This is a genomic window from Collinsella aerofaciens, assembly GCF_002736145.1.
Classification (GTDB): Bacteria; Actinomycetota; Coriobacteriia; order Coriobacteriales; family Coriobacteriaceae; genus Collinsella; species Collinsella aerofaciens_A.
Genome location: NZ_CP024160.1, coordinates 414,920 through 437,192 on the forward strand (window position 1 = coordinate 414,920; position 22,273 = coordinate 437,192).

Annotated in this window: 19 protein-coding genes and 2 tRNA genes; 19 read left to right on the forward strand and 2 right to left on the reverse strand. The window is 62.1% G+C overall.

The features are described 5' to 3' along the window. The first annotated feature begins 61 nt into the window (after window positions 1–61). The 4 genes from brnQ to CSV91_RS01845 all read left to right on the forward strand — a co-directional run bounded on the left by brnQ (window position 62) and on the right by CSV91_RS01845 (window position 3,207). Window positions 62–1,420, forward strand: a complete 1,359-nt coding sequence (gene brnQ, locus CSV91_RS01830) for a branched-chain amino acid transport system II carrier protein (RefSeq protein ID WP_099431568.1) — start codon at window positions 62–64, stop codon at window positions 1,418–1,420. Between the two features lie 91 nt (window positions 1,421–1,511). Next, window positions 1,512–1,588, forward strand: a tRNA-Pro gene (locus CSV91_RS01835). Between the two features lie 6 nt (window positions 1,589–1,594). Continuing rightward, window positions 1,595–1,668: transfer RNA gene (locus CSV91_RS01840), tRNA-Gly, on the forward strand. A 537-nt stretch (window positions 1,669–2,205) separates the two neighbouring features. After that, entirely contained in the window at window positions 2,206–3,207 is a 1,002-nt protein-coding gene (locus tag CSV91_RS01845) for a hypothetical protein (protein WP_147579363.1), read from the forward strand. 141 nt (window positions 3,208–3,348) lie between these two features. Here CSV91_RS01845 and CSV91_RS01850 read toward each other — a convergent pair whose 3' ends face one another. Beyond that, complete coding sequence (locus CSV91_RS01850) at window positions 3,349–3,825, reverse strand: PIN domain-containing protein (protein WP_197736837.1); 477 nt, start codon at window positions 3,823–3,825, stop codon at window positions 3,349–3,351. Next, window positions 3,818–4,141: a type II toxin-antitoxin system RelB/DinJ family antitoxin gene (locus tag CSV91_RS01855; protein WP_099431570.1), complete on the reverse strand. Its 324-nt coding sequence runs from the start codon at window positions 4,139–4,141 to the stop codon at window positions 3,818–3,820. The genes CSV91_RS01850 and CSV91_RS01855 overlap by 8 nt, the downstream gene beginning before the upstream one ends. A gap of 428 nt (window positions 4,142–4,569) precedes the next feature. On the opposite strand from CSV91_RS01855, the gene CSV91_RS01860 reads away from it, so the two are divergent. The 15 genes from CSV91_RS01860 (at window position 4,570) to CSV91_RS01930 (ending at window position 22,226) form a co-directional block, all read left to right on the forward strand. Then, window positions 4,570–5,088, forward strand: a complete 519-nt coding sequence (locus CSV91_RS01860; protein ID WP_022095206.1) for a 4Fe-4S dicluster domain-containing protein — start codon at window positions 4,570–4,572, stop codon at window positions 5,086–5,088. Between the two features lie 76 nt (window positions 5,089–5,164). Then, on the forward strand, window positions 5,165–7,387 hold the full coding sequence (fdhF, locus tag CSV91_RS10210) for a formate dehydrogenase subunit alpha (RefSeq protein WP_099431571.1): 2,223 nt from the start codon (window positions 5,165–5,167) through the stop codon (window positions 7,385–7,387). 78 nt (window positions 7,388–7,465) lie between these two features. Then, complete coding sequence (locus CSV91_RS01870; RefSeq protein ID WP_099431572.1) at window positions 7,466–8,083, forward strand: 4Fe-4S dicluster domain-containing protein; 618 nt, start codon at window positions 7,466–7,468, stop codon at window positions 8,081–8,083. Beyond that, window positions 8,076–10,094 carry a hydrogenase 4 subunit B gene (hyfB, locus tag CSV91_RS01875; RefSeq protein ID WP_099431573.1) on the forward strand — a complete coding sequence of 673 codons (2,019 nt, stop codon included), beginning with the start codon at window positions 8,076–8,078 and terminating at the stop codon, window positions 10,092–10,094. The genes CSV91_RS01870 and hyfB overlap by 8 nt, the downstream gene beginning before the upstream one ends. A 17-nt stretch (window positions 10,095–10,111) precedes the next feature. Beyond that, window positions 10,112–11,035 (forward strand): respiratory chain complex I subunit 1 family protein, encoded by a 924-nt coding sequence (locus tag CSV91_RS01880; RefSeq protein WP_006234113.1) that lies wholly within the window; start codon window positions 10,112–10,114, stop codon window positions 11,033–11,035. Window positions 11,036–11,051: 16 nt separating this feature from the next. Further along, window positions 11,052–12,509: a hydrogenase 4 subunit D gene (locus CSV91_RS01885; protein ID WP_006234112.1), complete on the forward strand. Its 1,458-nt coding sequence runs from the start codon at window positions 11,052–11,054 to the stop codon at window positions 12,507–12,509. 10 nt (window positions 12,510–12,519) lie between these two features. Then, window positions 12,520–13,173: a hydrogenase 4 membrane subunit gene (hyfE, locus tag CSV91_RS01890; RefSeq protein ID WP_099431574.1), complete on the forward strand. Its 654-nt coding sequence runs from the start codon at window positions 12,520–12,522 to the stop codon at window positions 13,171–13,173. 3 nt (window positions 13,174–13,176) lie between these two features. Further along, window positions 13,177–14,742, forward strand: a complete 1,566-nt coding sequence (locus CSV91_RS01895; protein WP_099431575.1) for a hydrogenase 4 subunit F — start codon at window positions 13,177–13,179, stop codon at window positions 14,740–14,742. A gap of 4 nt (window positions 14,743–14,746) precedes the next feature. After that, window positions 14,747–16,519, forward strand: a complete 1,773-nt coding sequence (locus CSV91_RS01900) for a hydrogenase large subunit (RefSeq protein ID WP_099431576.1) — start codon at window positions 14,747–14,749, stop codon at window positions 16,517–16,519. A 1-nt stretch (window position 16,520) separates the two neighbouring features. Continuing rightward, on the forward strand, window positions 16,521–17,237 hold the full coding sequence (locus tag CSV91_RS01905; protein WP_099431577.1) for a formate hydrogenlyase complex iron-sulfur subunit: 717 nt from the start codon (window positions 16,521–16,523) through the stop codon (window positions 17,235–17,237). A gap of 2 nt (window positions 17,238–17,239) precedes the next feature. Next, complete coding sequence (locus CSV91_RS01910) at window positions 17,240–18,022, forward strand: NADH-quinone oxidoreductase subunit B family protein (RefSeq protein WP_022095195.1); 783 nt, start codon at window positions 17,240–17,242, stop codon at window positions 18,020–18,022. After that, window positions 18,023–18,604: a formate hydrogenlyase maturation HycH family protein gene (locus CSV91_RS01915; protein WP_099431578.1), complete on the forward strand. Its 582-nt coding sequence runs from the start codon at window positions 18,023–18,025 to the stop codon at window positions 18,602–18,604. It abuts the gene before it with no gap. Continuing rightward, a complete protein-coding gene (hycI, locus tag CSV91_RS01920; protein ID WP_099431579.1) occupies window positions 18,604–19,107 on the forward strand; it encodes a hydrogenase maturation peptidase HycI in 504 nt (167 codons plus the stop codon). The genes CSV91_RS01915 and hycI overlap by 1 nt, the downstream gene beginning before the upstream one ends. A 39-nt stretch (window positions 19,108–19,146) precedes the next feature. Beyond that, window positions 19,147–19,986: a formate/nitrite transporter family protein gene (locus CSV91_RS01925; RefSeq protein ID WP_099431580.1), complete on the forward strand. Its 840-nt coding sequence runs from the start codon at window positions 19,147–19,149 to the stop codon at window positions 19,984–19,986. 122 nt (window positions 19,987–20,108) lie between these two features. After that, window positions 20,109–22,226 carry a molybdopterin-containing oxidoreductase family protein gene (locus CSV91_RS01930; RefSeq protein WP_172622425.1) on the forward strand — a complete coding sequence of 706 codons (2,118 nt, stop codon included), beginning with the start codon at window positions 20,109–20,111 and terminating at the stop codon, window positions 22,224–22,226. Window positions 22,227–22,273: the final 47 nt, after the last annotated feature.

Genomic DNA, 22,273 nt, shown 5'->3' on the forward strand with positions numbered 1-22,273 from the left:
TATACTTGCGGGACGGGTATTTTGCCCGTCCCGTTTTTGTTTCGACCCGAAAGGTGTGCCTATGCCCTCATCTGCACCGCGCGGTCTGCGCTCCGACCATGTCGTTACCGTCGGCATCGCCCTGTTCTCGATGCTCTTTGGTGCCGGCAACCTCATTATTCCGCCGTTGCTGGCGCTCCAGGCCGGCACGGCCACACCGCTTGCCATGGTTGGCTTTTTGATTGCCGCCATCGGCCTGCCCGTCATGGGCTTTATCGCCGTGGCGCTTGCCGGCACGGCGCGTGAGCTTGCCGGCCGCGTGCACCCCAAGTTTGGCGAGTTCTTTGTTGCGGCAGTGTATCTGGCCATCGGCCCGTGCCTTGCCATTCCGCGTACGAGCTCCACGGCGTTTGAGATGCTGGTACCGTTGCTACCCGAGGGCATCTCGCTTGGCACCGCGCGCTTGGTCTTCGCCGTTGCCTTCTTCGTGGTCGCATTTGCACTTACGCTGCGCCCCGGCGTCATCACGCGCGTGCTCGGTCGCATTACGGGCCCCGCGCTCATTGCGCTTATCGTACTCGTTGTCGGCGCCGCCGTGATCTCGCCGCTGGGACCGGCTGCTGCCCCGCAAGCTCCCTATGATGCCGGCGCTGCGGTCCAAGGCTTCTTGACCGGCTACCAGACCATGGACCTGCTTGCGTCGCTCGCCTTCGGCATCATCATCGCCGAGACCATTCACGAGCTGGGCGTGACCGACGACAAGCGCGTCGCTTTTGAAATTTCGCGCTCCGGTGTGATCGCCGGCGTGCTCATGGCCATCATCTATTGCGGCTTGGCCCTTGCCGGTATGCAGCTCGGCACCGTGATGCCCGACGCCACCAACGGCGCTGCCATCCTTGCTCGCTCGGCCTCCATGCACTTTGGCCTTGCCGGCACGGTTGTGGTGTTTGCGATTTTCTTCCTCGCCTGCATGAACGTGTGCATCGGTCTCATTAGCTGCTGTGCGCGCTATTTCTGTGAGACGTACGTAGTTGAAGGGGGAGCGGAGGCCTCCGAGGAGGCCATGCGCCGCCCCTTCGCGATCCTCGCCTTTGTGTTCGCGGCGTTTTCGTGCGTGCTTTCCAACGTGGGCCTCGACGTGATCCTTATGTTCTCGGTGCCCATGCTCAACGCCTTGTATCCCGTCGCCATCGTGCTGGTACTGATGGGCCTGGTGCATGGCTTTTGCGACGCTCATCCGCAGGTGTGGGTCTGGGTCGGCGGCGTGGTCGCGGTGCAGAGCGTAATCACTTCGGTCCGCGATGCGTTCTTTGCTGGCGCGTGGCTGCCGTTCGATGCGTTGCCGCTGGCAGATATCGGCGCTGCGTGGGCGCCGGTTGCTGTGGTCGCGTTTGTGATTGGTCTGGTTCATAGCCAGTTTGTCGCACATTCGAGGAGCTAGGGTTTCTGCGCTTGCACAGGCGGGGAGTCTCCCCTATAATTTCCTTCGCTTTGGGACACGCAAGGTTTAGACCTTAGCTGCTCAACACCTTCGGGACGTGGCGCAGTTTGGTAGCGCGCCTGCTTTGGGAGCAGGATGTCGCAGGTTCAAATCCTGTCGTCCCGACCATATCTTGCGGGCGTAGTTCAATGGTAGAACCCCAGCCTTCCAAGCTGATGACGCGGGTTCGATTCCCGTCGCCCGCTCCATAAGAATTGTTTTAACGGCTTTGGTTTCCTTTGGGGACCAGACCTGTTTTCGTTTACGCGCCGGGCGACGGGAATCGAACCCGCCAGGGTGCGGAGCTGAGAAAATGCGTGAGCATTTTCCAGCGCAGCACGCAAGGGCCGAAGGCCCGCAGCGAAACAAGGATTTGCGAAGCAAATCCTTGGACTTCCCGTCGCCCGCTCCATTAGAATTGTTTTAACGGCTCTGCTTCCTTTTGGGACCAGAGCCATTTTCATATACATGCCGGGACCCCACATCCCCTCCTAAGTTGCGGTGAAATACGGACTGTTTTCCGGCTTTTATGGCCCATGTAGTCCGTATTTCACCGCAACTATTTGTAAGGTTGGATTTTGATGCCGTTGGGAGGGTCGTAGCGACCGTCTACCGAGAGTGGAGATATTTTTTGAAGCGCTGACCTGCGACGTCAAGCTTTTGGTCAGCTTTTGGCAAGGCCTGCGGACGGAAGCATGCGATAGCGTAATGGTATTCTCTCCGCCGTGATGGTTATGGGGTTGGCCATGCTCGATAAAGGCAAACATTTTCCGCAGTCATATGCAAGGATGCTATTCTCGGCCCTTGGAAATCATCAAGATGGACAGCTGCTTATAACAATTGATCCTTGGGATGAACGCCGTGCGCGCGAGCTTATGCAGAAAGAGCTCATGCTCCGTCTTTACAACCATGTGTATGCTGATCCGGTCTATTGGAATAATCTTGGGGTTGAAGATCGCATTTTTCAGCTGGCATCCGCTATTGCGTTCGTTGAACCGGATGCTGTGTTTTGCGGATCGACGGCAGCGCTGCTCTACGGCATCGGCTCGGCGTATGCGCTTCTGGATAAAGTGCAAGTGCTGCTGCCACGTTCTACAAGGCGTGATACGTATGAGTTCGTTGAATACAAGCGCTGGCGCCCGGGCGTGGTATGGCGGCTCGGCCCGTTTACGCTGACGGATCCGTATCGGACGGTGGTCGATATCGCCCGAACGAGCGCCTTTCGCTATGCACTGGGCTATGTCGATGGCTTGGCCCGTGAGTACGATGTCGAACGCGAAGAGCTGCGAGCATATGCGCAGGCAAATTGCCGAGGGTTGCATGGCATCGCGCGTGCTTTTGACGTTTTTGAGCATATGGACGGCAGGTCAGACAATGGTGGCGAGTCCGAGGCGAGAGCAGCGATGATTCTCGCTGGGGTTGTCGCGCCTGAGCTTCAAGTTGAGATACCGCGACCGGGAAACGCTGGCTATTATCTAGCAGATTATGGCTGGCAGATGCCAGACGGCTCATGGACGCTGGCAGAGCTGCATGGGCTAGGTAAGTTTGAAGACGAAGCTCAAAATGATCCAGAGCAAGCGGCGGCAAAAACCTATCGAGCGGCCCTCATGCGCGACGCGAATCTTCGCGCCATGGGCCACAACGTCATTCATTTCAAACTCTCGGACACCTACGACGTGGAATCGTTCGGTGCCATGATGCGCGGTTACGGCATTCCGACAACAAAACCCTACGCCGACTCCCGATAGCGAAATCGTTCGCAGCCAACCTTCAATAAGTTGCGGTGAAATGCGGACTGTTGAGGCCTTTAAAGGCATGAAACAGTCCGCATTTCACCGCAACTTAGGAGGGGATGGGGCTGAGGGGCGGGCGATGCCGTTGCTTGTCGGTTAGTGGCGGGATTGGTGGCGGAGCTTGTCGATGATGGCGTCGGTGCCGTGGCAGCGGGCCTCGGCGGCGCGGTCGCGGGCTTCGGCTGCGGTTTGGCGCTTGCGGCGGTAATCGATCATGCCTTGGATGATGGGCTTGCCAAAGCTCACGACATCATCGTTGTAGATGGCGGTTCGGGCTGCGAGGAGGCAGTCGGTAAAGTCCATATGGGTCTTGCCAAAGAGTTTGACGGCAAGGGCGACAACGGTGGGCTCGTCGACCATGACGTCATCGAGCAGCCTTTTCATGGTCGCAGCAATCTCAACGCGGGGAACCTTATAGACGTCGCGCAGCGTGACCACGACGCGCGTGATGATTTCGGGGTAGACACGAGCGGTGCGCGTGGCGATGACCTTGGCGGCGCGCGGCGACAGGACCTCGTCGTCGTCGAGCAGATAGCGCAGGATGACGGTCTCGTCGATGATGGTGCTACTCATGGATATCTACTTCCTCGGGACCCAAAATCGAATCGTCGCTTTCTGTAGCAAGGTATTCAATCCAGGCATTGCGCTCCTTGGAGCGGCGATTGGGGTCCCCATATGCTTTGAGCGATCCATAGGCGGCGGTGCCGTCCTTTGAGCGCACGGCGACCGGCTGAAAGGGGAGCTTGCGCATCAAAATGCTCTGCGCGACAAATAGACGGACAGCCTCGGCGAGCGATGTGCCCATGGCGTCGTAGAGACGCTCGGCATGCTGCTTGTCTTCCTCGCGAATGCGCACCTGCAGGATGGCTCGTTTTTGAGTCGATGACATCACTGGCCTCCCTTAATGAGCGTGCAATATGAATAGTCAAATACAGCTTTGGCTAGTAATAGCCAATTCTATAACAACTACTTTATTGCACTCGAGTAAATGAGTGTGAACAATATTACAAACGTACTACATCCTTCAGAAGCGAGCGTGAAATCTATGTTGGGCGTACGCGTGTAATACACTCGCTTTTATATCCTATCGAGAATAATCCTAACCAGCCCAAACCCCTGCAATACACCCGTAATGCAGGGCCTATGCTCAAGTTTACCCCCTGCAACTGCGTATATTTAACCTGTATACCGTTGGAGATATTCTACCGAGTGCCTGTTTCGCCGCATGCTCTCGATACGCCGATGCCGGACCACGGGCGGTCCGGGGCAACGTCGACAGGGTCTCTCCGGCATGGGATTCAGGAGGGAGTGAACAACATGGGCAATAAACGAGTCGTAGCCGATTCATCGCGCTGCATTGGGTGCCAAACCTGCATGGCAGCGTGTATCGAGGCACACGACATCCCCGGCAACATTGCCGCGCCGCGTCTGCGCGTGACGCGTACGTACGAGATCTCCGCACCGGTGGCTTGCCATCACTGCGAGGATGCCCCGTGCGCTAAGGCCTGCCCCACGGGCGCCTTGTTCTTTGATCCAAAGAACCATCGCATCGGCGTCAACGAGGACAACTGCATCGGCTGCAAGAGCTGCGTCATGGCCTGCCCCTTTGGCGCCGTGAGCGTGGCGACCACGCAGGTCCCCGTCTTGATGGGCGACGTGCGCGTGGGTTCGCAGACTAAGAGCTTCGTGCTCAAGTGCGACCTGTGCGTGGACCGTCCCGGCGGTCCGGCGTGTGCCGAGGCGTGCCCGACCAAGGGCCTCACCCTGGTAGACGAGGAGCGCCTGGCGGAGCTGACCGCCGAGCGTGCCCGCGCCACCATCGAAAACGAGGCGTAGGCGGGCGGCCATGCAGGCCCAACGATTGTCAAACAAGAACCGATTAATCGGTAGCAGAGAAAGGAAGGAGGGTGTCATGGAGAAGCATAAAGTGATCTGCCCGTACTGCGGCGCCGGTTGCCAGTTTAACCTCCTGGTCCAAAACGGCCAGGTCGTGGGTACCGAACCGCTCAACGGCATCACCAATCAGGGCGAGCTGTGCCTTAAGGGCATGAGCGGCTACGACTTCATCAACGACACCAAGATCTTGACTCCTCGCGTACTGCACCCGATGATCCGCCGCACCAAGGGCGCGGATCTTGAGCGCGTAAGCTGGGACGAGGCACTGGATTTCACCGCATCTAAGATGCAGGCCATAATTGACGAATATGGTCCTAACGCTGTCATGACCACCGGCTCTTCGCGAGGCGGCGGCAATGAGGCGAACTACGTCATGCAGAAGTTTACGCGTGCGTGCATCGGCACCCACAGCGTGGACAACTGCGCCCGTACTTGACACGGCCCTACTGTCCTCGGTCTGATGGACACGGTTGGTTCAGGTTGCATGTCATGCTCCATCCCCGGTATGGAGGATGCGGGCTGCATTTTCCTCTTCGGCTATAACCCTGCCGATTCGCACCCCATCGTCGCAAGGCGTATCGTGCGAGCCAAAGAAAAGGGTTGCAAGATCATCGTCGCCGACCCGCGCCATATCGAAACCGCGCGTATCGCCGATCTCTACCTTCCGATCAAGAACGGTTGCAATGTTGCGTTCCTCAACGCCTTTGCCAACTGTCTGGTCAACGATGGCCTCTACGACAAGGAATTCGTCGCCGAGCACACGAACGGCTTTGACGAATGGTGGGAGACCATCAAGAACTACACTCCCGAATCCGTACAGGACATCACGGGTGTCGAGCCCGCGCTGATCCACCAAGCTGCCGAGATGTACGCCACGGCGAAGCCCTCTGCCATCATTGGCTGGGGCATGGGCGTATGCCAGCAGAAGCAGAACCTGAAGACGGTGCACACCATCGCCTCCATCGCCTGCGTTGCCGGCCAGATCGGCAAACCCAACTCCGGCCTCGCGCCCGTGCGCGGTCAGAATAACGTCCAGGGCTCTTGCGATATGGGCATGCTGCCCAACCTGTACCCTGGCTATCAGAAAGTCACCGACCCCGCCGCTCGCGCCAAGTTTGCCAAGGCTTGGGGCGTGCCCGAGGAAAAGCTCCCGCTCGAGGAGGGCTACAAGCTCACCGACCTGGGCCACCTGGTCGACGAGGGCAAGGTGCACTGCTTCTACAACTACGGCGAGGACCCGGTGCAGACCGAGCCCGATTCGGCCGGTATGCGCAAGACGCTCTCCGAGCTGGATCTGTTCATTTGCCAGGACATCTTTATGACGCAGACGACCATGCTCGCCGACGTCATCCTGCCCGCTACCTCTTGGGGCGAGCACGAGGGTGTCTTTACCGCGTCTGACCGTAGCTTCCAGCACTTTGACGCGGCCGTTCCGCCCAAGGGCGAGTGCCGCCACGACTGGGAGATCTTCGCGGACCTGTCTACGCGCATGGGTTACCCCATGCACTACGACAACACCGAGCAGATCTGGAATGAGTGCATTAGCCTGTGCCCCAACTTTGTGGGCGCGACCTACGAGAAGATGGCTCCCGAGGGCGGCTACGCCCAGTGGCCCGTCAAGAGCACCGATGTGAACGACCACGGTACGGCCGACATGTTCGCCGGTGGCAAGTTCACCACCAAGGACGGCCGCGCCAACCTGATGGCGCACGACTGGGAGGCGCCTTCCGAGCTTCCCGACGATGAGTACCCGCTCATCCTGTGCACCGTCCGCGAGGTTGGCCACTACAGCTGCCGCTCGATGACCGGCAACTGCAAGACGCTGGCGCTGCTTGCCGACGAGCCCGGCTTTGTCCGCATGAATCCCGCGGACGCCCAGGCGCGCGGCATCAAGAACGGCGACATCGTCTCGATTCACAGCCGCCGCGGCCAGGTATACAGCCGCGCCGACGTGAGCGACCGTATCAACAAGGGCACGGTCTATATGACCTACCAGTGGTGGATCGGCAAGTGCAACGAGCTGACCATGCACAAGGTCGACCCGGTCTCGCATACGCCCGAGGACAAGTTCTCCGCCTGCCAGGTTGACGCCATTGCCGACCAGGTCTGGGCCGAGGGCGAGGTCGAGCGTCAGTACACCGAGCTCAAGCAGGCTCTGGTCGACGCCGCCGCTCCCCAGGACGTTGAGCCTGGCGCCGCCAAGTTCGACGACGAGACGCACGTGAATCAAATCGTGTAGTCCCGTTCTCGTTGGCTTTTTGGGCCGGGCGTCCCGTACGTTCGGGAGCCCGGCCCGTTATTTTGAAAGGAAGTGGGGATGAACCGCTTCATCGACATCAACCCGGAGAGGTGCATCGGCTGCGGAACATGCCAGTCCGCCTGTGCCGACGCCCACCGGATGCAGGGTCTTCAGGATACGCCGCGCCTGGCGCTCGTGAAGACCGGCGGTATTTCGGCCGCCCTTGCCTGCCACCATTGCGAGGGTGCCCCCTGCGCCGAGGTTTGCCCGGTGAATGCCATCGAGCACGATGGCGATCGCATCCACGTCAAGGAGCAGGAGTGCATCGGGTGCAGGCTGTGCGCCATCGCGTGCCCCTTCGGAGCCATCCATCCCGATGGCACGTCTATCGCCGGTGTCGCAGGCATGTGCGACCCGACGCCTTCGTATCCTAAGTCCCTGAGCAGCCTGCTTACGTGGGCTCCCGGCCAGTACACCTGCGCTGTCAAGTGCGACCTGTGCGCCTTCGATCCGGACGGCCCGCATTGTGTGGCGGCGTGCCCCACCAAGGCGCTGACCGTCATGGGCGGCGCGGCCGATCGCGAGCTCGACGAGGCCAAGCGCCTGCGCTCGATCGAAAACGGTCCGGTCGTCGACGTTACCGCTGTGCCCCAGGGCCTCTCCGAGAAAGCAGAAGGGAGCGTAAACAATGGATAGCATGACGCTGTTTATCGCATCGCTTGCCGTCTCGTGCATCGGTGCGCTCGCCTCGGTTCTGCTGATCAAGGCCGATAACGCCGCCAAGACCGCCGGCTGCCTTATCGGCGCCGTCGCGGCCGTGCTGTCGTTCATCGCGGGCCTCGAGGCCGTGCTTGGCGACGTTTCGTCCCTCAACACGGTCTTCTTCTTCCCGTTCGCCCGTCTCGAGCTCTTGCTCAACGGCCTTGCGGGCCTGATCGTGGTCCTCATCTCGATTCTCGCCTTTGCGGGCTTCATCTACGGTCTGTCCTACTTCGACGAGTACCCGGGCAAGGTCGGGCGCGCCGGCTTCTTTATGAACACCTTCGTCGCCTCGATGATGCTCGTCATCACCGCCGACAACGTGTTCTGGTTCCTGGTCGCCTTTGAGCTCATGTCCCTTACGAGCTACTTCCTTGTCGTTATCGAGGAGAACAAGAACTCCATTAGGGGCGGTTGGCTCTACTTCGTCATCGCGCACGTGGGCTTCGTTCTCATCATGGCGAGCTTCCTGCTCATGACCAACGGCGTGGGCGGTTCCTTCAGCTTCAGTGATTTCCGTACGCATGACTTTGGACCCGCCGTCTCCTCCGCGTGCTTCGTCCTCGCGTTCTTCGGATTTGGCGCGAAGGCCGGTATCATCCCGCTGCACTCCTGGCTGCCCCAGGCGCACCCCGAGGCGCCGTCCAACGTGTCCGCCCTCATGTCCGGCGGCATGATCAAGATCGGCATCCTGGGAATCCTCAAGGTCGGTCTCGACCTGCTCGCGGGTTCGGGCGTCCAGCTCTGGTGGGGCCTCATGGTCCTGGTCTTCGGATCCATCTCGTCGGTCCTGGGTGTCGTCTACGCCCTCCACGAGCACGACATCAAGCGCCTGCTTGCCTATCACTCCGTCGAGAACATCGGCATCATCTTGCTCGGTGTCGGCGCGTCCATGACGGCGCACGCCCTGGGCAACGATGTCATCGCGACGATCGCGCTCATGGCCGCCCTCTACCACACGCTCAACCACGCCATGTTCAAGGGCGAGCTGTTCCTCGGCGCGGGCTCCCTGCTCTATGCCACGGGTACGCGCAACATGGAGAAGATGGGCGGTCTGTTCCGCCGCATGCCGGTCACGGCCGTCTGCTTCCTCATCGGTGCCCTTGCCATCTCGGCCATCCCGCCGCTCAACGGCTTCGTTTCCGAGTGGTTCACCTACCAGTCCCTGTTCAACATCTCGACGCTCTCCGACCCGGTCGTCATGGTGTTCGCCGTCGCCTCCGCGGCCGCCCTCGCCATCACCGGTGCCCTGGCCGTCACGTGCTTCGTGAAGGCCTACGGCGTCTCGTTCGCGAGCAGCCCTCGTTCCCAGGAGGCCGCGAACGCCAAGGAGTCCCCGGCTCCGATGTTGTTCTCGCAGATGCTCCTCGCGGCCATCTGCGTGGTACTGGGAATCGGCTCCCCGGTCATCGCCCCGGTTCTGGGCGACGTCGCCCAGAGCGTGCTTGCCGGCTCCGCCGTCACAGCCACCTCGGGCGTGTCTCTCGTGAACGAGATTTCCGGTGCCGCCACCTCCACCCCCGCGATCGCCATCGCGCTCGTGGTCCTCACCGGCCTCGCGTTCGCGCTGAGGTCCTGCCTCGGCGCCAAGGCCCCCGCTAAGAAGACCGACCCTTGGGCGTGCGGCTACGAGCCCAACGAGCACATGCCCGTCGTCGCCACGAGCTTCGCGTCCGACGTCGAACTCTTCATGGGCCCGCTCTACACCCTGCGCGAGGTATGCACCAAGATCTGCTGGTCCATCGCGCACGTGTTCCAGAAGCTCACCGGTGTCGCCCAGGGCGTCGAGCCCCTGCCCGACCGTTTCCTGGTCGATGCACCGAGCGAGGGTGCCGACAAGCTGGCCGGCCTCGCCTCCAAGATCGAGGGCGGCAACTACTCCGTATACATCTGCTACATCGTCGCGGCGCTCGTGGTCTTCCTCGTGCTCGCCGTGGTCATGGTCTAGAGAGGGGAGAGGATATTATGAACATCGTTCTTGCGATGGCGCAGGGCCTCGTGGTCATGCTGGTCGCGCCCTTCTTCTCCGGCCTCGCCCGTGTGATTCGCGCGAAGATGCACAATCGCCGCGGTCCGTCCATCCTTCAGGATTACCGGGACCTCGCGAAGCTCATGGCGCGTCCCGAGTCCGTGAGTTCCGACTCGAGCTTCGTGCTGCGCATCATGCCGCCGCTGTTCCTCGCGGTGTCGTTTATGCTCGCCATGGGCCTGCCCATGTTCACGCTCCAGAGCCCCATGCCCGTCTTTGGTGACGCCATCACCATCATGTACGCGCTCGCGCTGTCCCGCTTCTTCTTCGCGCTGTCCGGCGTGGATTCCTCCAACGCCTACGCGGGCTTCGGCGGTATCCGCGAGCTCCTCATGAGCGTGCTCATCGAGCCGTCCATGCTCATCGCGCTGTTCACCGTCGCCATCGTGTGCGGCTCCACGGACATTGCGACCATGGGTCAGCACATCGTTACGGGCAACGTCTCGAGCGTCGTCGCCGTTATCCTCGCCGGCGTCGCCTTCGCGGCCGCCTGTTACATGGAGCTCGGCAAGCTTCCGTTCGATCAGGCCGAAGCCGAGCAGGAGCTCCAGGAGGGCCCGCTCGCCGAGCTCTCCGGCCCGTCCCTGGCCATGATGAAGCTCGCCATGGGCATGAAGCAGGTCGTGGTCGTCGCTTGGTTCACCTCCATCTTCATCCCCTGGGGAGAGCCCGCGACCATCGGCGTCACCGCTCTCGTGGGCGCCGTCGTCTTCCTCGTCAAGTGCCTGGTCGATTTCGTCGTCTGCGGCGTGCTCGAGAACTCCGTTTCCCGTTCGCGCTTCAAGGTGCTCGGTAACCAGACCTGGGCCGTCGTCGGCATCGCGGTCCTCGCGTTCGTCTTCGTCGTCGTAGGCGTGTAGGGAGAAGGGAGAAACTATGTCAATCGAATCGAGCTTGTCCCTCTTTGCCATGGTGGCGATCGCCGTCCCCATGCTGGGCTCCCTGCTCATCGTCATGCTGCCGCGTCCCTACGCTAAATGGATCTGCGCCTTTGCCGGCGGCATCGCCACGGTCGCTTCCGTTGGCTTGGCCGCGACGTTTGCCGGAAACGGCATGAACGCGGTCGATGTAACCTGGGCGAGTATGGGCCAGACCTTGGTCATGGGCTTCATATTCGACCGGATGAGCACGCTGCTCGCACCCGCGTTCGTCGCTATCGGCCTGCTCGTCGTCATCTATTCGTTCCCGTACATGAGCGATAAGAATAAGGAGCATCCCGACGCGCCCCGTCGTCGCTTCTACGTGTACTTCTCCACGTTCATCGGCGCCATGGCCGGTCTCGCCTACAGCTCCACCATCGTCGGCCAGCTCGTTTTCTTCGAGATCACCGGTGTGTGCTCCTGGGGCCTCATCAGCTACTACATGACGCCCACGGCCAAGAAGGCCGGTATGAAGGCGCTCATCATCACCCATATCGGCGCTCTGGGACTCTACATCGGCGCGGCCTTCCTGTTCGCCGGAACCGGCACGTTCGCGCTGAGCGCGATCTCCCAGCTCGATTCCGGTATGAAGACCGTCGTGCTGCTGCTCATCCTGTTCGCTGCTTGGGCCAAGTCCGCCCAGTTCCCGCTCTACATGTGGCTGCCCTCCGCAATGGAGGCCCCCACGCCCGTTTCCGCCTACCTTCATGGCGCGTCCATGGTTAAGGTCGGCGTGTGCGTGTTCGCCCGCGCTCTTGCGAGCGCCGGCGATATCCCCGAGATCGTCGGTTGGGTCGCCATCATCGACGCCGTCGTGACCATGCTCTTCGGCTTCCTCATGTACCTGCCCCAGAAGGATATGAAGCGCCTGCTCGCCTTCTCGACGATCGCGCAGCTCGCCTACGTGTTCTTTGGCCTGGGCCTCTCCGTGTTCGGAAGCCAGATGGCGTTTAACGGCGCCGTCGAGCACATCTTCAACCACGCGTTCACCAAGACCCTGTTCTTCCTCATCGCTGGCTCTCTCAGCTTCACGCTGGGAACCCGTATGCTGCCCAAGATCCAGGGCCTCATGAAGAAGTACCCGGTCACGGGCGTGGGCTTTGCGGTCGCCGCGACCGCTATCGCCGGCGTGCCCCCCATGAGCACGTTCTTTTCCAAGTTCCAGATCATTTCCGGTGGCTTCGCGGTTGGTGCTACCAACACGGTCATCTTTGTCCTCGTGTGCGTCATGGTCGTCGAGACCGTCGCCACCTTCGCATGGTTCCTGCGTTGGATGGGTAAGGTCCTGCCCGGTGAGCCGAGCGAGACCGTGGCCGCCGGCCAGCCCCTTCCGCGCGCCATGGCGTTCGTGTTCGTCGTCCTCATGATCATGGTCGTCGTCGCCGGTCCTCTGTCCTCTAGTTGGATGGGTTAGGAGGTAGGACATGGGTTATTCGTTAGTCAATATCCTGGGCGGTCTTCTGATCGTGACCTCCACCATGGTGGTCGTCTCGAAGACCATCCCGTCCGCCATCAAGTGGTACGCGATCCAGTCGGTTGTCCTGGTGGGCGTGCTGCTCACCCTGGGCCTCACCACCGGTGCCACCGAGCTTCTCATGTGGGCCGCGTCGGCCTTCGTCACCAAGGTGATCCTCGTTCCGTTCATTCTCAACCGTGCCTACAAGAAGATGGGTTCGCCTGCCGATAGCACGCTGACCTCCTCCATCAAGCCGGCCTGGACCATCATCCTCACCGGTCTGGAGGTGGCCGTCTGCTTCGCGGTGGTCACGCGCCTGAGCCTGCCCACCGCCGAGGTGGCCACTCCGGCCCTCGCCATCAGCTTCGCGCACTTCTTCGTCGGCCTCACGTGCATCATCTCCCAGCGCAACATCCTCAAGCAGATCTTCGGGTACTGCCTTATGGAGAACGGTAGCCACGTGACGCTCGCTCTGCTCGCGCCCACGGCCCCCGAGATCATCGAGATCGGCATCGCCACCGACGCCATCTTCGCCGTCATCATCATGTCCGCCGTCGTCGTGAGGATTTGGAACGACACCAAGTCGCTCGACTCCCACGACCTGACCGAATTGAAGGGGTAGGCCATGGATGTTTCAATGCTGACGGTCGCCCTGCTCGCTTGTCCTCTCGTGTTCTCCCTGATTATGGCTGCGCTCCCCAAGACGACGTCCTACAACGTCTTCGCGGGGCTCAACACCATCTCCGTCGCGGCGACCCTTGTCCTTTCGGTCGTCACCGCGGGAACCATGCTCTCGAGCGGGCAGAATATCGACGCTTTGGGCCTGTGGCTCCATCTCGATTCGCTCTCGTCGATCTTCGTCCTTCTGGTAGGCATCATCGGGTTCATCACCGGCGTGTACTCCATCTCCTATATCAAGATCGATATCGAGGAGAAGACCATGCCGGCCGAGCGCACCAAGCAGTACTACGCGCTGTTCAGCCTGTTCGTCTTCACGATGCTGCTCGCCTGCCTGTCCAACAACATCATCCTCACCTGGGCGGCGGTCGAGGCCACTACGCTGTCGACCGTGTTCCTCGTGGGCATCTACAAGAACAAGCAGGCGCTCGAGGCGTCTTGGAAGTACGCGATGGTCTGCACCGCCGGTGTGGCCTTCGGCCTGTTCGGCACGCTGCTCATCTACGCGAACGCCGCCGATATCATGCCCAACGCGCATGAGGCCGCCTTCCTCACCTCCATCATGCCCTACGCCGACCAGTTCGACCCGATGCTCGTGCGCCTCGCGTTCGCGTTCATCGTCATCGGCTTCGGCACCAAGGCGGGCCTGTTCCCCATGCACACCTGGCTGCCCGACGCGCACTCCCAGGCTCCGAGCCCGGTCTCCGCGCTGCTCTCGGGCGTGCTGCTCAAGTGCGCCATGCTGGTGATCATCCGCTTCTACTCCCTGTCCATCATCACGGTGGGCGACACCTATCCGCGAACGCTCCTGCTCATCCTGGGCACGCTGTCCATCCTGGTGGCTGCCCTGTGCATCTTCAAGCAGGACGATATCAAGCGCCGCTTCGCGTACTCCTCCGTCGACAACGTCGGCGTGGTCGCGCTGTGCCTGGGTATCGGTGGCCCGCTCGGTATCGCCGCCTGCCTGCTGCACTGCATCTTCCACGGCTTCACGAAGGCGCTCGCCTTCTGCATGGCCGGTAACATCCAGCACATCTACCACACCCGCGACCTGAACAAGATCAAGGGCGTCGTCGAGATCGCTCCCGTCACGGCAGCGCTCACCATCATCGCCCTGCTCGCGCTCGCCGCCTTCCCGCCGTTCGCCCTGTTCATCTCCGAGTTCCTCACCTTCGTGGCCGGCGTTCAGTCCGGTCCCATCTGGGTGGTCGTGCTCGTGGCCATCGGCCTCACCGGCGTGTACTTCGCCCTTACCGGCATCGCGCTCAAGTCCATCTTCGGCAAGGCGCCCGAGGGCATGAAGCGCCACGAGGTGCCCGCCCTCATGATCATCCCCGAGATCGCCCTCGCGATCGTGGTCATGTGGTTCGGTATCGCCACCCCGGTCGCCATCACGAGCGGCGTCGAGGATGCAACGTCCGTCGTTTTGAACCAGAGCGTCGAAGAGCTCCACGAGGCCCCTCTCTACCGCATGGTGTTCAGTTCCCAGACCAAGACAAGTGAGGTGAATTAGCACCATGGCAGAACCTGAAAAGAAGGACTACGCTCGTCGCTGCGAAAGCCACGTCGAGGCCCTGCGCGCTGCAGTGCCGGGCGCTATCGAGAAGGTCGAATGGCAGTGCGAGGACCAGCTGACGATCACCGTCAAGCTGGACCGTCTGCCCGAGGCCGTCCATTACCTGTATTACGAGCGCTACGGCTGGATTCCCGTGATCATCGGCAACGATGAGCGCAGTCTGTGCGGCCGTTACGCTGTGTACTACGTCATCTCCATGGAGGGGGAGGACCCCGGCTGGGTGACCGTGCGCACCGAGGTCGATCCCGCCAAGATGACGTTCCCGTCCGTGACGCCGTTCGTCCCCGCCTGCGTGTGGGGCGAGCGCGAGCTTCGCGACATGTTCGGCCTGATCCCCGAGGGTCTGCCCGACCGTCGCCGCCTGGTGCTTCCCGATGACTGGCCCAGCGGCCTGTACCCGCTGCGCAAGGACTCCATGGACTACCGCTTCCGTCCCGCTCCCGCGAGCGATATGGAAAACTACGAGTTCTTGGCCGATACCAAGGGCAAGGAGACGACGCTTGTCCCCATGGGCCCGCTGCATATTACCTCCGACGAGCCCGGCCACTTCCGCCTGTTCGTTGAGGGCGAGACGATCGTCGACGCCGACTACCGTCTGTTCTACGTGCACCGCGGCATGGAAAAGGTCGCCGAGACGCGCCTGAACTATGACGCCGTGACGTTCCTCGCTGACCGCATCTGCGGCATCTGCGGCTGCGCCCACTCGGTGGCCTATGCCGAGGCCGTCGAGCGCGCCCAGGGCATCCATGTCCCGCCGCGCGCCCAGTACATCCGCGCCATCATGCTCGAGGTCGAGCGCCTGCACTCGCACCTGCTCAACATTGGCCTGGCGTCGCACTACACGGGCTTCGACTCCGGCTTCCAGCAGTTCTTCCGCGTCCGCGAGAAGTCCATGGACCTGGCCGAGAAGCTCTCCGGTCACCGCAAGACCTACGGCCTCAACGTGATCGGCGGCGTGCGTCGCGACATTTTGGCCGAGCAGAAGCTCTCCACGCTCACGACCATCCACCAGCTGCGCTCCGAGGTTCAGGAGCTCGTCGACGTGCTGCTCTCCACGCCCAACTTTATTGAGCGTACGAGCGGTATCGGCATCTTGGACCGCAAGATCGCACGCGACTTCTCGCCGGTCGGCCCGCTCATGCGTGGCTCGGGCTATGCCCGCGACGTGCGCTTTGACCATCCCTTCGACGGCTACGCCGATCCGGACGTTCAAAAGATGCACGCCGCCACGGCCGACACCTGCGACGCCTTCGGCCGTACCGCCGTTCGCATCCAGGAGGTCTACGATTCGATCGACATGATCGAGACCATGCTCGAGAACTGCCCGTCGGGCCCCATCCTCACCACGGATTGGGAGTACACCCCGCACAAGTACGCCATCGGCGCCACCGAGGCGCCGCGCGGCGAGGACGTGCACTGGGCCATGCTCGGCAATAACCAGAAGTGCTATCGCTGGCGCGCCAAAGCCGCCACGTACAGCAACTGGCCGGTCCTGCGCTACATGTTCCGCGGCAACACCGTGGGCGACGCTGCGCTGATCGTCGGCTCGCTCGATCCGTGCTACTCCTGCACCGACCGCGTGACGGTGACCGATGTCGCCGCCAAGCGCGACCACGTGCTCGACAAGGAGCAGTTCGAGAACGTCTGGCGCGACAAGTCGCCGCTTGCGGGCGAGGGCACCATGGCCGCTCCGCTCGATGAGGAGGCGCTCTAATATGCTGAAGCTTTGGAAGGTCAACGCCAAGGCCGGCGACGCGACGGTCAAGTACCCGTTTGCGCCGTTCCCCACCAACAAGGACATGCGCGGCAAGCCCGAGCACAACGCGGAGCTCTGCATCGCCTGCGGTGCCTGCGGCGTGGCGTGCCCGGCCGATGCCATTCGCATGGACACCGACCTTGCGGCCGATACCATCACCTGGTCGATCGACTACGGTCGCTGCATCTTCTGCGGCCGCTGCGAGGAAGCCTGCCCCATGGAGGCCATCAAGCTCACCGAGGAGTTTGAGCTGGCCGTCATGAGCAAGGACGACCTCACCAGCAAGAGCGTCTACACGCTCGAGCATTGCTCGCGTTGCGGCAAGCCGTTTGCCCCGCACAAGGAGATCGACTACGCTAAGCGCCTGCTGCAAAAGGCCGGCGGCATGGAGGCCGAGCAGGCCGCCCGTACCGTCGGTATGTGCCAGGAGTGCAAGCGCGAGCTCGACGCCCTGCGCGCCGCCTCGGCCGTAAAGACCGGCAACGCGCGCGGCATGGCTGCCAACGAGACGCTTGTGTCCGGTGAGCCCCAGGGCCCCGGCATGGAGTATCTGGGCGGCCACGGCGTGAACCCGGAGTATGTCGACCGCGAGCTCAACCCCGATGCGCCAGAGATTCCCGCTGGACCTGCACCGGTCGAGGGCATCATCATCGATTTTGAAACGAAGGAGGAGTAACCATGGCCGAACCCACGCTTTTGCCCGAGCGGCTTCAGTACCGCCCGACCAAGATCGAGCTCGACGAGAGCATCGAGAAGGCCAAGGCGACCCTTCTTAAGAAGATCAAGCGCTCGGTGTACGTCTACCGCGTTGACTGCGGCGGCTGCAATGGCTGCGAGATCGAGATCTTCGGTTCCATCACGCCCGTCTTTGACGTCGAGCGCTTTGGCATCAAAGTCGTGCCTTCGCCCCGTCACGCCGATGTGCTGCTGTACACCGGCGCCGTGACGCGTGCCATGCGCATGCCGGCCCTGCGCGCCTTTGAGGCCGCACCCGATCCCAAGATCGTAGTGTCCTATGGTGCGTGCGGCTGCACCGGCGGCATCTTCTACGACAACTACTGCGTTTGGGGCGGCACGGACAAAATCCTGCCGGTCGATGTCTACATCCCCGGCTGCCCGCCCAGCCCCGCGCAGACCATCTACGGCTTTGCCATGGCGCTCGGTCTGCTGGACCAAAAGCTCCATGCCGAGACCACGGTGGAGGCCGCCGGCGAGCAGGCCGATATCCTGCACCCCGGTGTGCCGTACAAGCTGCGCGTTGCCATCGAGCGCGAGGCTCGCGCCATGAGTGGTTACCGTTACGGCCGCGACCTGGCCAACGAGTTTATGGATACGCTCGAGGGCGCACCCAAGGGCGATATCCGCGGTGCCATGGCGCTGCTCATCGATAAGCAGGACGATCCGCGCCGCGTCGAGGTGTACTCGGCGCTGCAGGATCTGGTGCTGGCCGGAGGTCGCTAGATGGAGCTCACGGACCGCTCTGGTTACTTTGCGGGCCCCGGCATGCTCGGCGGCTCCTTTGGCGATGCCTCGCGCGCAAGCGACGAGGCTGCCGAGGGCGTCGCCGACCCCTGCCTGGGCCATGCGCCCGACCAGGTGGTCTTTTACGAGCTCACGCGTAAGTTCGTGGAGACCGAGGAAGACGTTCCCCAGGAGGCCTGCGACGTGCTGTACTACACGCTCGCCGTGGGCCACCACACCGGCGTGCTCGACTGCTTTGAGCCACGCCTGTCGGTGCCGGTGGATGTGTTCTATTCGCTCGTCGACGCGCTGCCGGAGGGGGAGGCCAAGACCAAGTTCGAGGCCATCCGCTCCTTTGGTGAGTGCCAGCTCGACAAGGCGGCGGTACCGTCGCTGCTCGAGGCCTGCGATGCGCTGCTCGACGAGCGCGGTTTTCGCGGGTCGGCCAAGGCCGGCATCTCGGTGTTCGACGACGACTTTGGCCTGCATGCCCAGCAGGTCGCGTTCTTAATGAAGTTCCGCGATCTGGTTGAGCGCGTGCGCGATGTGTCGGGCGTGTATCTGACGGGAAGGTTGCAGTAATGGGTCGCGTTGTAGACGGTCGTGTGAACGGCGCCCCGTTTGCGGGTATCGTGCTCACGGCGGGAAGCGTGCTGCGCGCCGACGATGCCGCCGGCCCCGTGCTCTCCAAAAAGATGGAGGACGCACCCATCGCCGGTTGGTACACCATCGACGGTGGCCAAACGCCCGAGGACGACATCATCGAGGTCAAGCGCGAGCGTCCGCCTCGCCTGGTCTTGGTCGATGCCGCCGACATGGCACTGCCCGTCGGGTCCATCCGCTTGCTCGACAAGCGCGATGTGGCCCGTAAGTCGATGTTCACCACGCATTCGCTTCCTTTGTCGATTCTGATCGAAGAGATTGAGCAATCGTGTGATGATATCGTCTTCGTTGGGATTCAGCCGGGCGACACGGAGTTCTACAACCCCATGTCCCCGGAAGTCTTTGACGCCGTCGACGCCGTGTATGACGCCGTGGCTGCCTACGACTTTTCCCACTTTGTCCGCTTGGGGCAAGAGCAATAGGAGCGCTTGTCCCTGCTGATTAGGAAAGAAGTGATTGACATGGCAGATTCCAAGGTGGAGTACCCCGCTCCCGATTGCCTGGCGCCCGCCGCGATCGAGGCCAAGACCGAGGCCGCCGGCGTGACCAAGGCCAACCTGCCGGTCGCAAAGGCCTTTGTTTTGGCAATGTTCGCCGGCGCGTTCATTGCCTTCGGCGGTCTGTTCTTTACCGTGTTCTTGAGCGACAGCACGCTGGGCTGGGGCGCCCAGCGCGTCGTGGGCGGCCTGTGCTTTTGCCTAGGCCTGGTGCTCGTGCTGGTGTGCGGCGCCGAGCTGTTTACCGGCAATTCTCTTATGGTCTGCGCGCTCAAGAGTAAAAAGATCACCCTGGCTCAGATGCTCAAGGCCTGGGTCGTCGTATGGGTCGGTAACTTTGTCGGTGCCCTGTTCATCGTCTTTTTGGTGTACATGGCCGGCATCTATAAGCTCAACGGCGAGGCGGTCGCCAATTCCATGGTGAGCGTCGCCGCCGGCAAGGTGACGGTCGACTGGGTGACGATCTTCTTCCGCGGCATCCTGTGCAACATCTTTGTGTGCCTTGCCGTGTGGATCGGTACCGCCGGCAAGACCGTGGTCGATAAGGTCGTGGGCATTCTGCTGCCCATTGCCGCGTTTGTGGCCTGCGGTTTTGAGCACTGCGTTGCCAACATGTACTTTTTGCCCATGGGCGCCGTGATGCATGCATGCGGCTACGGTGCCAAGGTCGCCGGCGCCGATGCGCTCAACGCCGCGGGCATTGCGTTTAACCTGTCCGCCGCCACGCTGGGCAACATCGTGGGCGGCGCGGTTCTGGTCGCGCTCGGCTACTGGTTTATCTACGCCAAGAAGTCCGAGGCGTAAGGTATCGTCTGTTTGACGTTGGGCCTCCCGCGGGGCGTTGCCGTGCGGGAGGCTTTTTGGGTCTGGGGCCCGTTGCCGGGCTTTTGGCCTGTTGTGTTTGGCTGATGAAAGGGGTAATCGAGATGGCATCTGCTGTGAAGCGTGACGGTCGCGCCGTGGTGACCACATGCGGGGGATGCTATGCCGATTGCGCCTTTGCGGCACGTGTTGAGGACGGTCGCGTGGTGGCCGAGTTGCCGGTGTCGGGGCACCCGTGCGCGGCGCGTGCCCTTTGCGCCCGCGGTCGGCATCGCCTGGCAATGCCGTTTGACGAGCACGATCGCATTGTGCACCCCATGCGCCGACGAGCTGATGGCTCGGGGTTCGATGTGATTTCGTGGGACGAGGCGTTCGCGCAGATTGCCAAGCGTCTTTTGGGGATTGTTGACGAGCGCGGACCTCGTGCGCTGGGCATTACGCTCGGCGTGCCCTCGTTCGACCGCTACTGGGGCTATCGTCTTATGCACGCGCTGGGTTCGCCCAACGTGTACGGTGCCGATGGCGCCTGCGAGGTAAGCCGTCTCACTGGTTGGGAGCATAGCTTGGGCTATAGCCCCGCCTCCGACCTTGCGCATACCGATTGCATCATGTACCTGGGGCGTTCCATTGTCGATTCGTCGACGATGGGGGCCGTTGATGCGCTCAACGATGCGCGCCGGCGCGGGGCGAAGATCATCGTGGTTGACCCCCGGCGCAGCGGTTCGGCTGCTATTGCCGACCGCTGGCTGCGCGTGCGCCCGGGCTGCGACTTGGCGTTACTGCTGGGTATTGTTCACGTGTTGATTGCCGAGGACCTGTACGACCGCAAGTTCGTTGCCCGCTATACCACAGGCTTTGACGAGCTGGCGCAGGCGGCTGCTGTTTGGACGCCTGAGTGGGCCGAGTCGATGTGCGACGTGCCGGCCGCAGAGATTGTCGCCACGGCGCGCGATCTCGCTGCCGCCGCGCCCGCTGCCGTGGTGGATGCGGGCTTTCATGGCGGTATCGGCATCGCGTATGCCAATAGCACCCAGACCGCGCGTGCTATCTGCTTGGTCGATGTGCTGCTGGGCTGCATCGGACACGCGGGCGGTGCACTCAATCCGCCTACGCCGCTTGTGTTGGGCGACTTGGACCCTGCGCGTTTTGCGACGCCGTCAGTGCCGCGTGAGCCTAAGTTGGGGTCCGAACGCTATCCACTCGTCGACCCCGAGCGCGGTCTGTGCACGACCATCGGCCAGTCGATTCTTGCCGGCGATTTGCGTGGGCTCATCGTCTATGCCAGTAACCCCGGTGCGGGCTATGGCAACGCGCAGGCTTGGTTGGGTATTTTGCAGCAGCTCGACTTGCTCGTGACGATTGATATTCGCTGGTCCGAGACGGCGCGTGCTTCTGACTTCGTGCTGCCCGATGTGACGTATCTGGAGGCTGACCGCGGCGTGGGTACGGTCGTGGACGTCAACGATTCGCGGGTGTTCTACCGCAATGCCGTGCTGCCTGTGCAGCATGACGACACGCGACCGGGGCGGGAGATCTTTGCCGGGTTGGCTGCAGCCTGCGGCGTTGGTGAGTACTTCGACTTTACGTCCGACGATCTGGCCGCTGCACAGGTGGCACCGTTTGGGATCAATCTGGACGAGCTCAAGGAGCGCGGCTGGGCCGACACGGGTGTTGCGTTGCCGTCGCGTACGGGCGAGCCGGTGATCCCCTTGAACGGCGGCAGGATCGCGCTGGCAAGCGACGTATGGGAACGTGCCGGTCTGGGTCGCGTGCCCAACTGGATCGCGCCCATGGTTGAGCCAAGCCCGGGAACGTTTCGCCTCATTAGCGGCAACCGCCCCTTTGAGTCGCATACCTCGCGAAGGCTTGCGGCGGCCGGTGCCGCCGAGGTGGGGTCGGACTTGGACGCCGTGCAGATGAACTCCGTCGTCGCCGCTCGCATGGGTATCGCCGATGGCGAGGTCGTCGAGCTTGTAAGCGACATGGGCCGCGACCGCGTGCGCGTGGAGACGACGCCCTATCTGCATCCGGCGTGCATCTTCACCTCGCCCGCCCCCGGTGGGCGTTCGTTTGGCGTCGATGCCGGTGGCGCTCAAGCCTTGGGCGTGGGACCGCTCGACCATACGCCGTTGCGTTGGGACCCGTTGACGGGTGCCGCGCTCACCCAGGAAAACGCCGTTCGCGTGGAAAAGATTGTCGCGCGCGGGGATAATGACGAGTAATTGTCTCAGCTGATGTATTCGACTGATCCACGTTTCTTTTGAAAGGC

Bases quoted from the DNA above. Each gene is read 5' to 3' on its own strand.
- brnQ (WP_099431568.1), top strand. From the start codon at position 62: ATGCCCTCATCTGCACCGCGCGGTCTGCGCTCCGACCATGTCGTTACC.
- CSV91_RS01845 (WP_147579363.1), top strand. From the start codon at position 2,206: ATGCTCGATAAAGGCAAACATTTTCCGCAGTCATATGCAAGGATGCTA.
- CSV91_RS01850 (WP_197736837.1), bottom strand. From the start codon at position 3,825: ATGAGTAGCACCATCATCGACGAGACCGTCATCCTGCGCTATCTGCTC.
- CSV91_RS01855 (WP_099431570.1), bottom strand. From the start codon at position 4,141: ATGTCATCGACTCAAAAACGAGCCATCCTGCAGGTGCGCATTCGCGAG.
- CSV91_RS01860 (WP_022095206.1), top strand. From the start codon at position 4,570: ATGGGCAATAAACGAGTCGTAGCCGATTCATCGCGCTGCATTGGGTGC.
- CSV91_RS01870 (WP_099431572.1), top strand. From the start codon at position 7,466: ATGAACCGCTTCATCGACATCAACCCGGAGAGGTGCATCGGCTGCGGA.
- hyfB (WP_099431573.1), top strand. From the start codon at position 8,076: ATGGATAGCATGACGCTGTTTATCGCATCGCTTGCCGTCTCGTGCATC.
- CSV91_RS01880 (WP_006234113.1), top strand. From the start codon at position 10,112: ATGAACATCGTTCTTGCGATGGCGCAGGGCCTCGTGGTCATGCTGGTC.
- CSV91_RS01885 (WP_006234112.1), top strand. From the start codon at position 11,052: ATGTCAATCGAATCGAGCTTGTCCCTCTTTGCCATGGTGGCGATCGCC.
- hyfE (WP_099431574.1), top strand. From the start codon at position 12,520: ATGGGTTATTCGTTAGTCAATATCCTGGGCGGTCTTCTGATCGTGACC.
- CSV91_RS01895 (WP_099431575.1), top strand. From the start codon at position 13,177: ATGGATGTTTCAATGCTGACGGTCGCCCTGCTCGCTTGTCCTCTCGTG.
- CSV91_RS01900 (WP_099431576.1), top strand. From the start codon at position 14,747: ATGGCAGAACCTGAAAAGAAGGACTACGCTCGTCGCTGCGAAAGCCAC.
- CSV91_RS01905 (WP_099431577.1), top strand. From the start codon at position 16,521: ATGCTGAAGCTTTGGAAGGTCAACGCCAAGGCCGGCGACGCGACGGTC.
- CSV91_RS01910 (WP_022095195.1), top strand. From the start codon at position 17,240: ATGGCCGAACCCACGCTTTTGCCCGAGCGGCTTCAGTACCGCCCGACC.
- CSV91_RS01915 (WP_099431578.1), top strand. From the start codon at position 18,023: ATGGAGCTCACGGACCGCTCTGGTTACTTTGCGGGCCCCGGCATGCTC.
- hycI (WP_099431579.1), top strand. From the start codon at position 18,604: ATGGGTCGCGTTGTAGACGGTCGTGTGAACGGCGCCCCGTTTGCGGGT.
- CSV91_RS01925 (WP_099431580.1), top strand. From the start codon at position 19,147: ATGGCAGATTCCAAGGTGGAGTACCCCGCTCCCGATTGCCTGGCGCCC.
- CSV91_RS01930 (WP_172622425.1), top strand. From the start codon at position 20,109: ATGGCATCTGCTGTGAAGCGTGACGGTCGCGCCGTGGTGACCACATGC.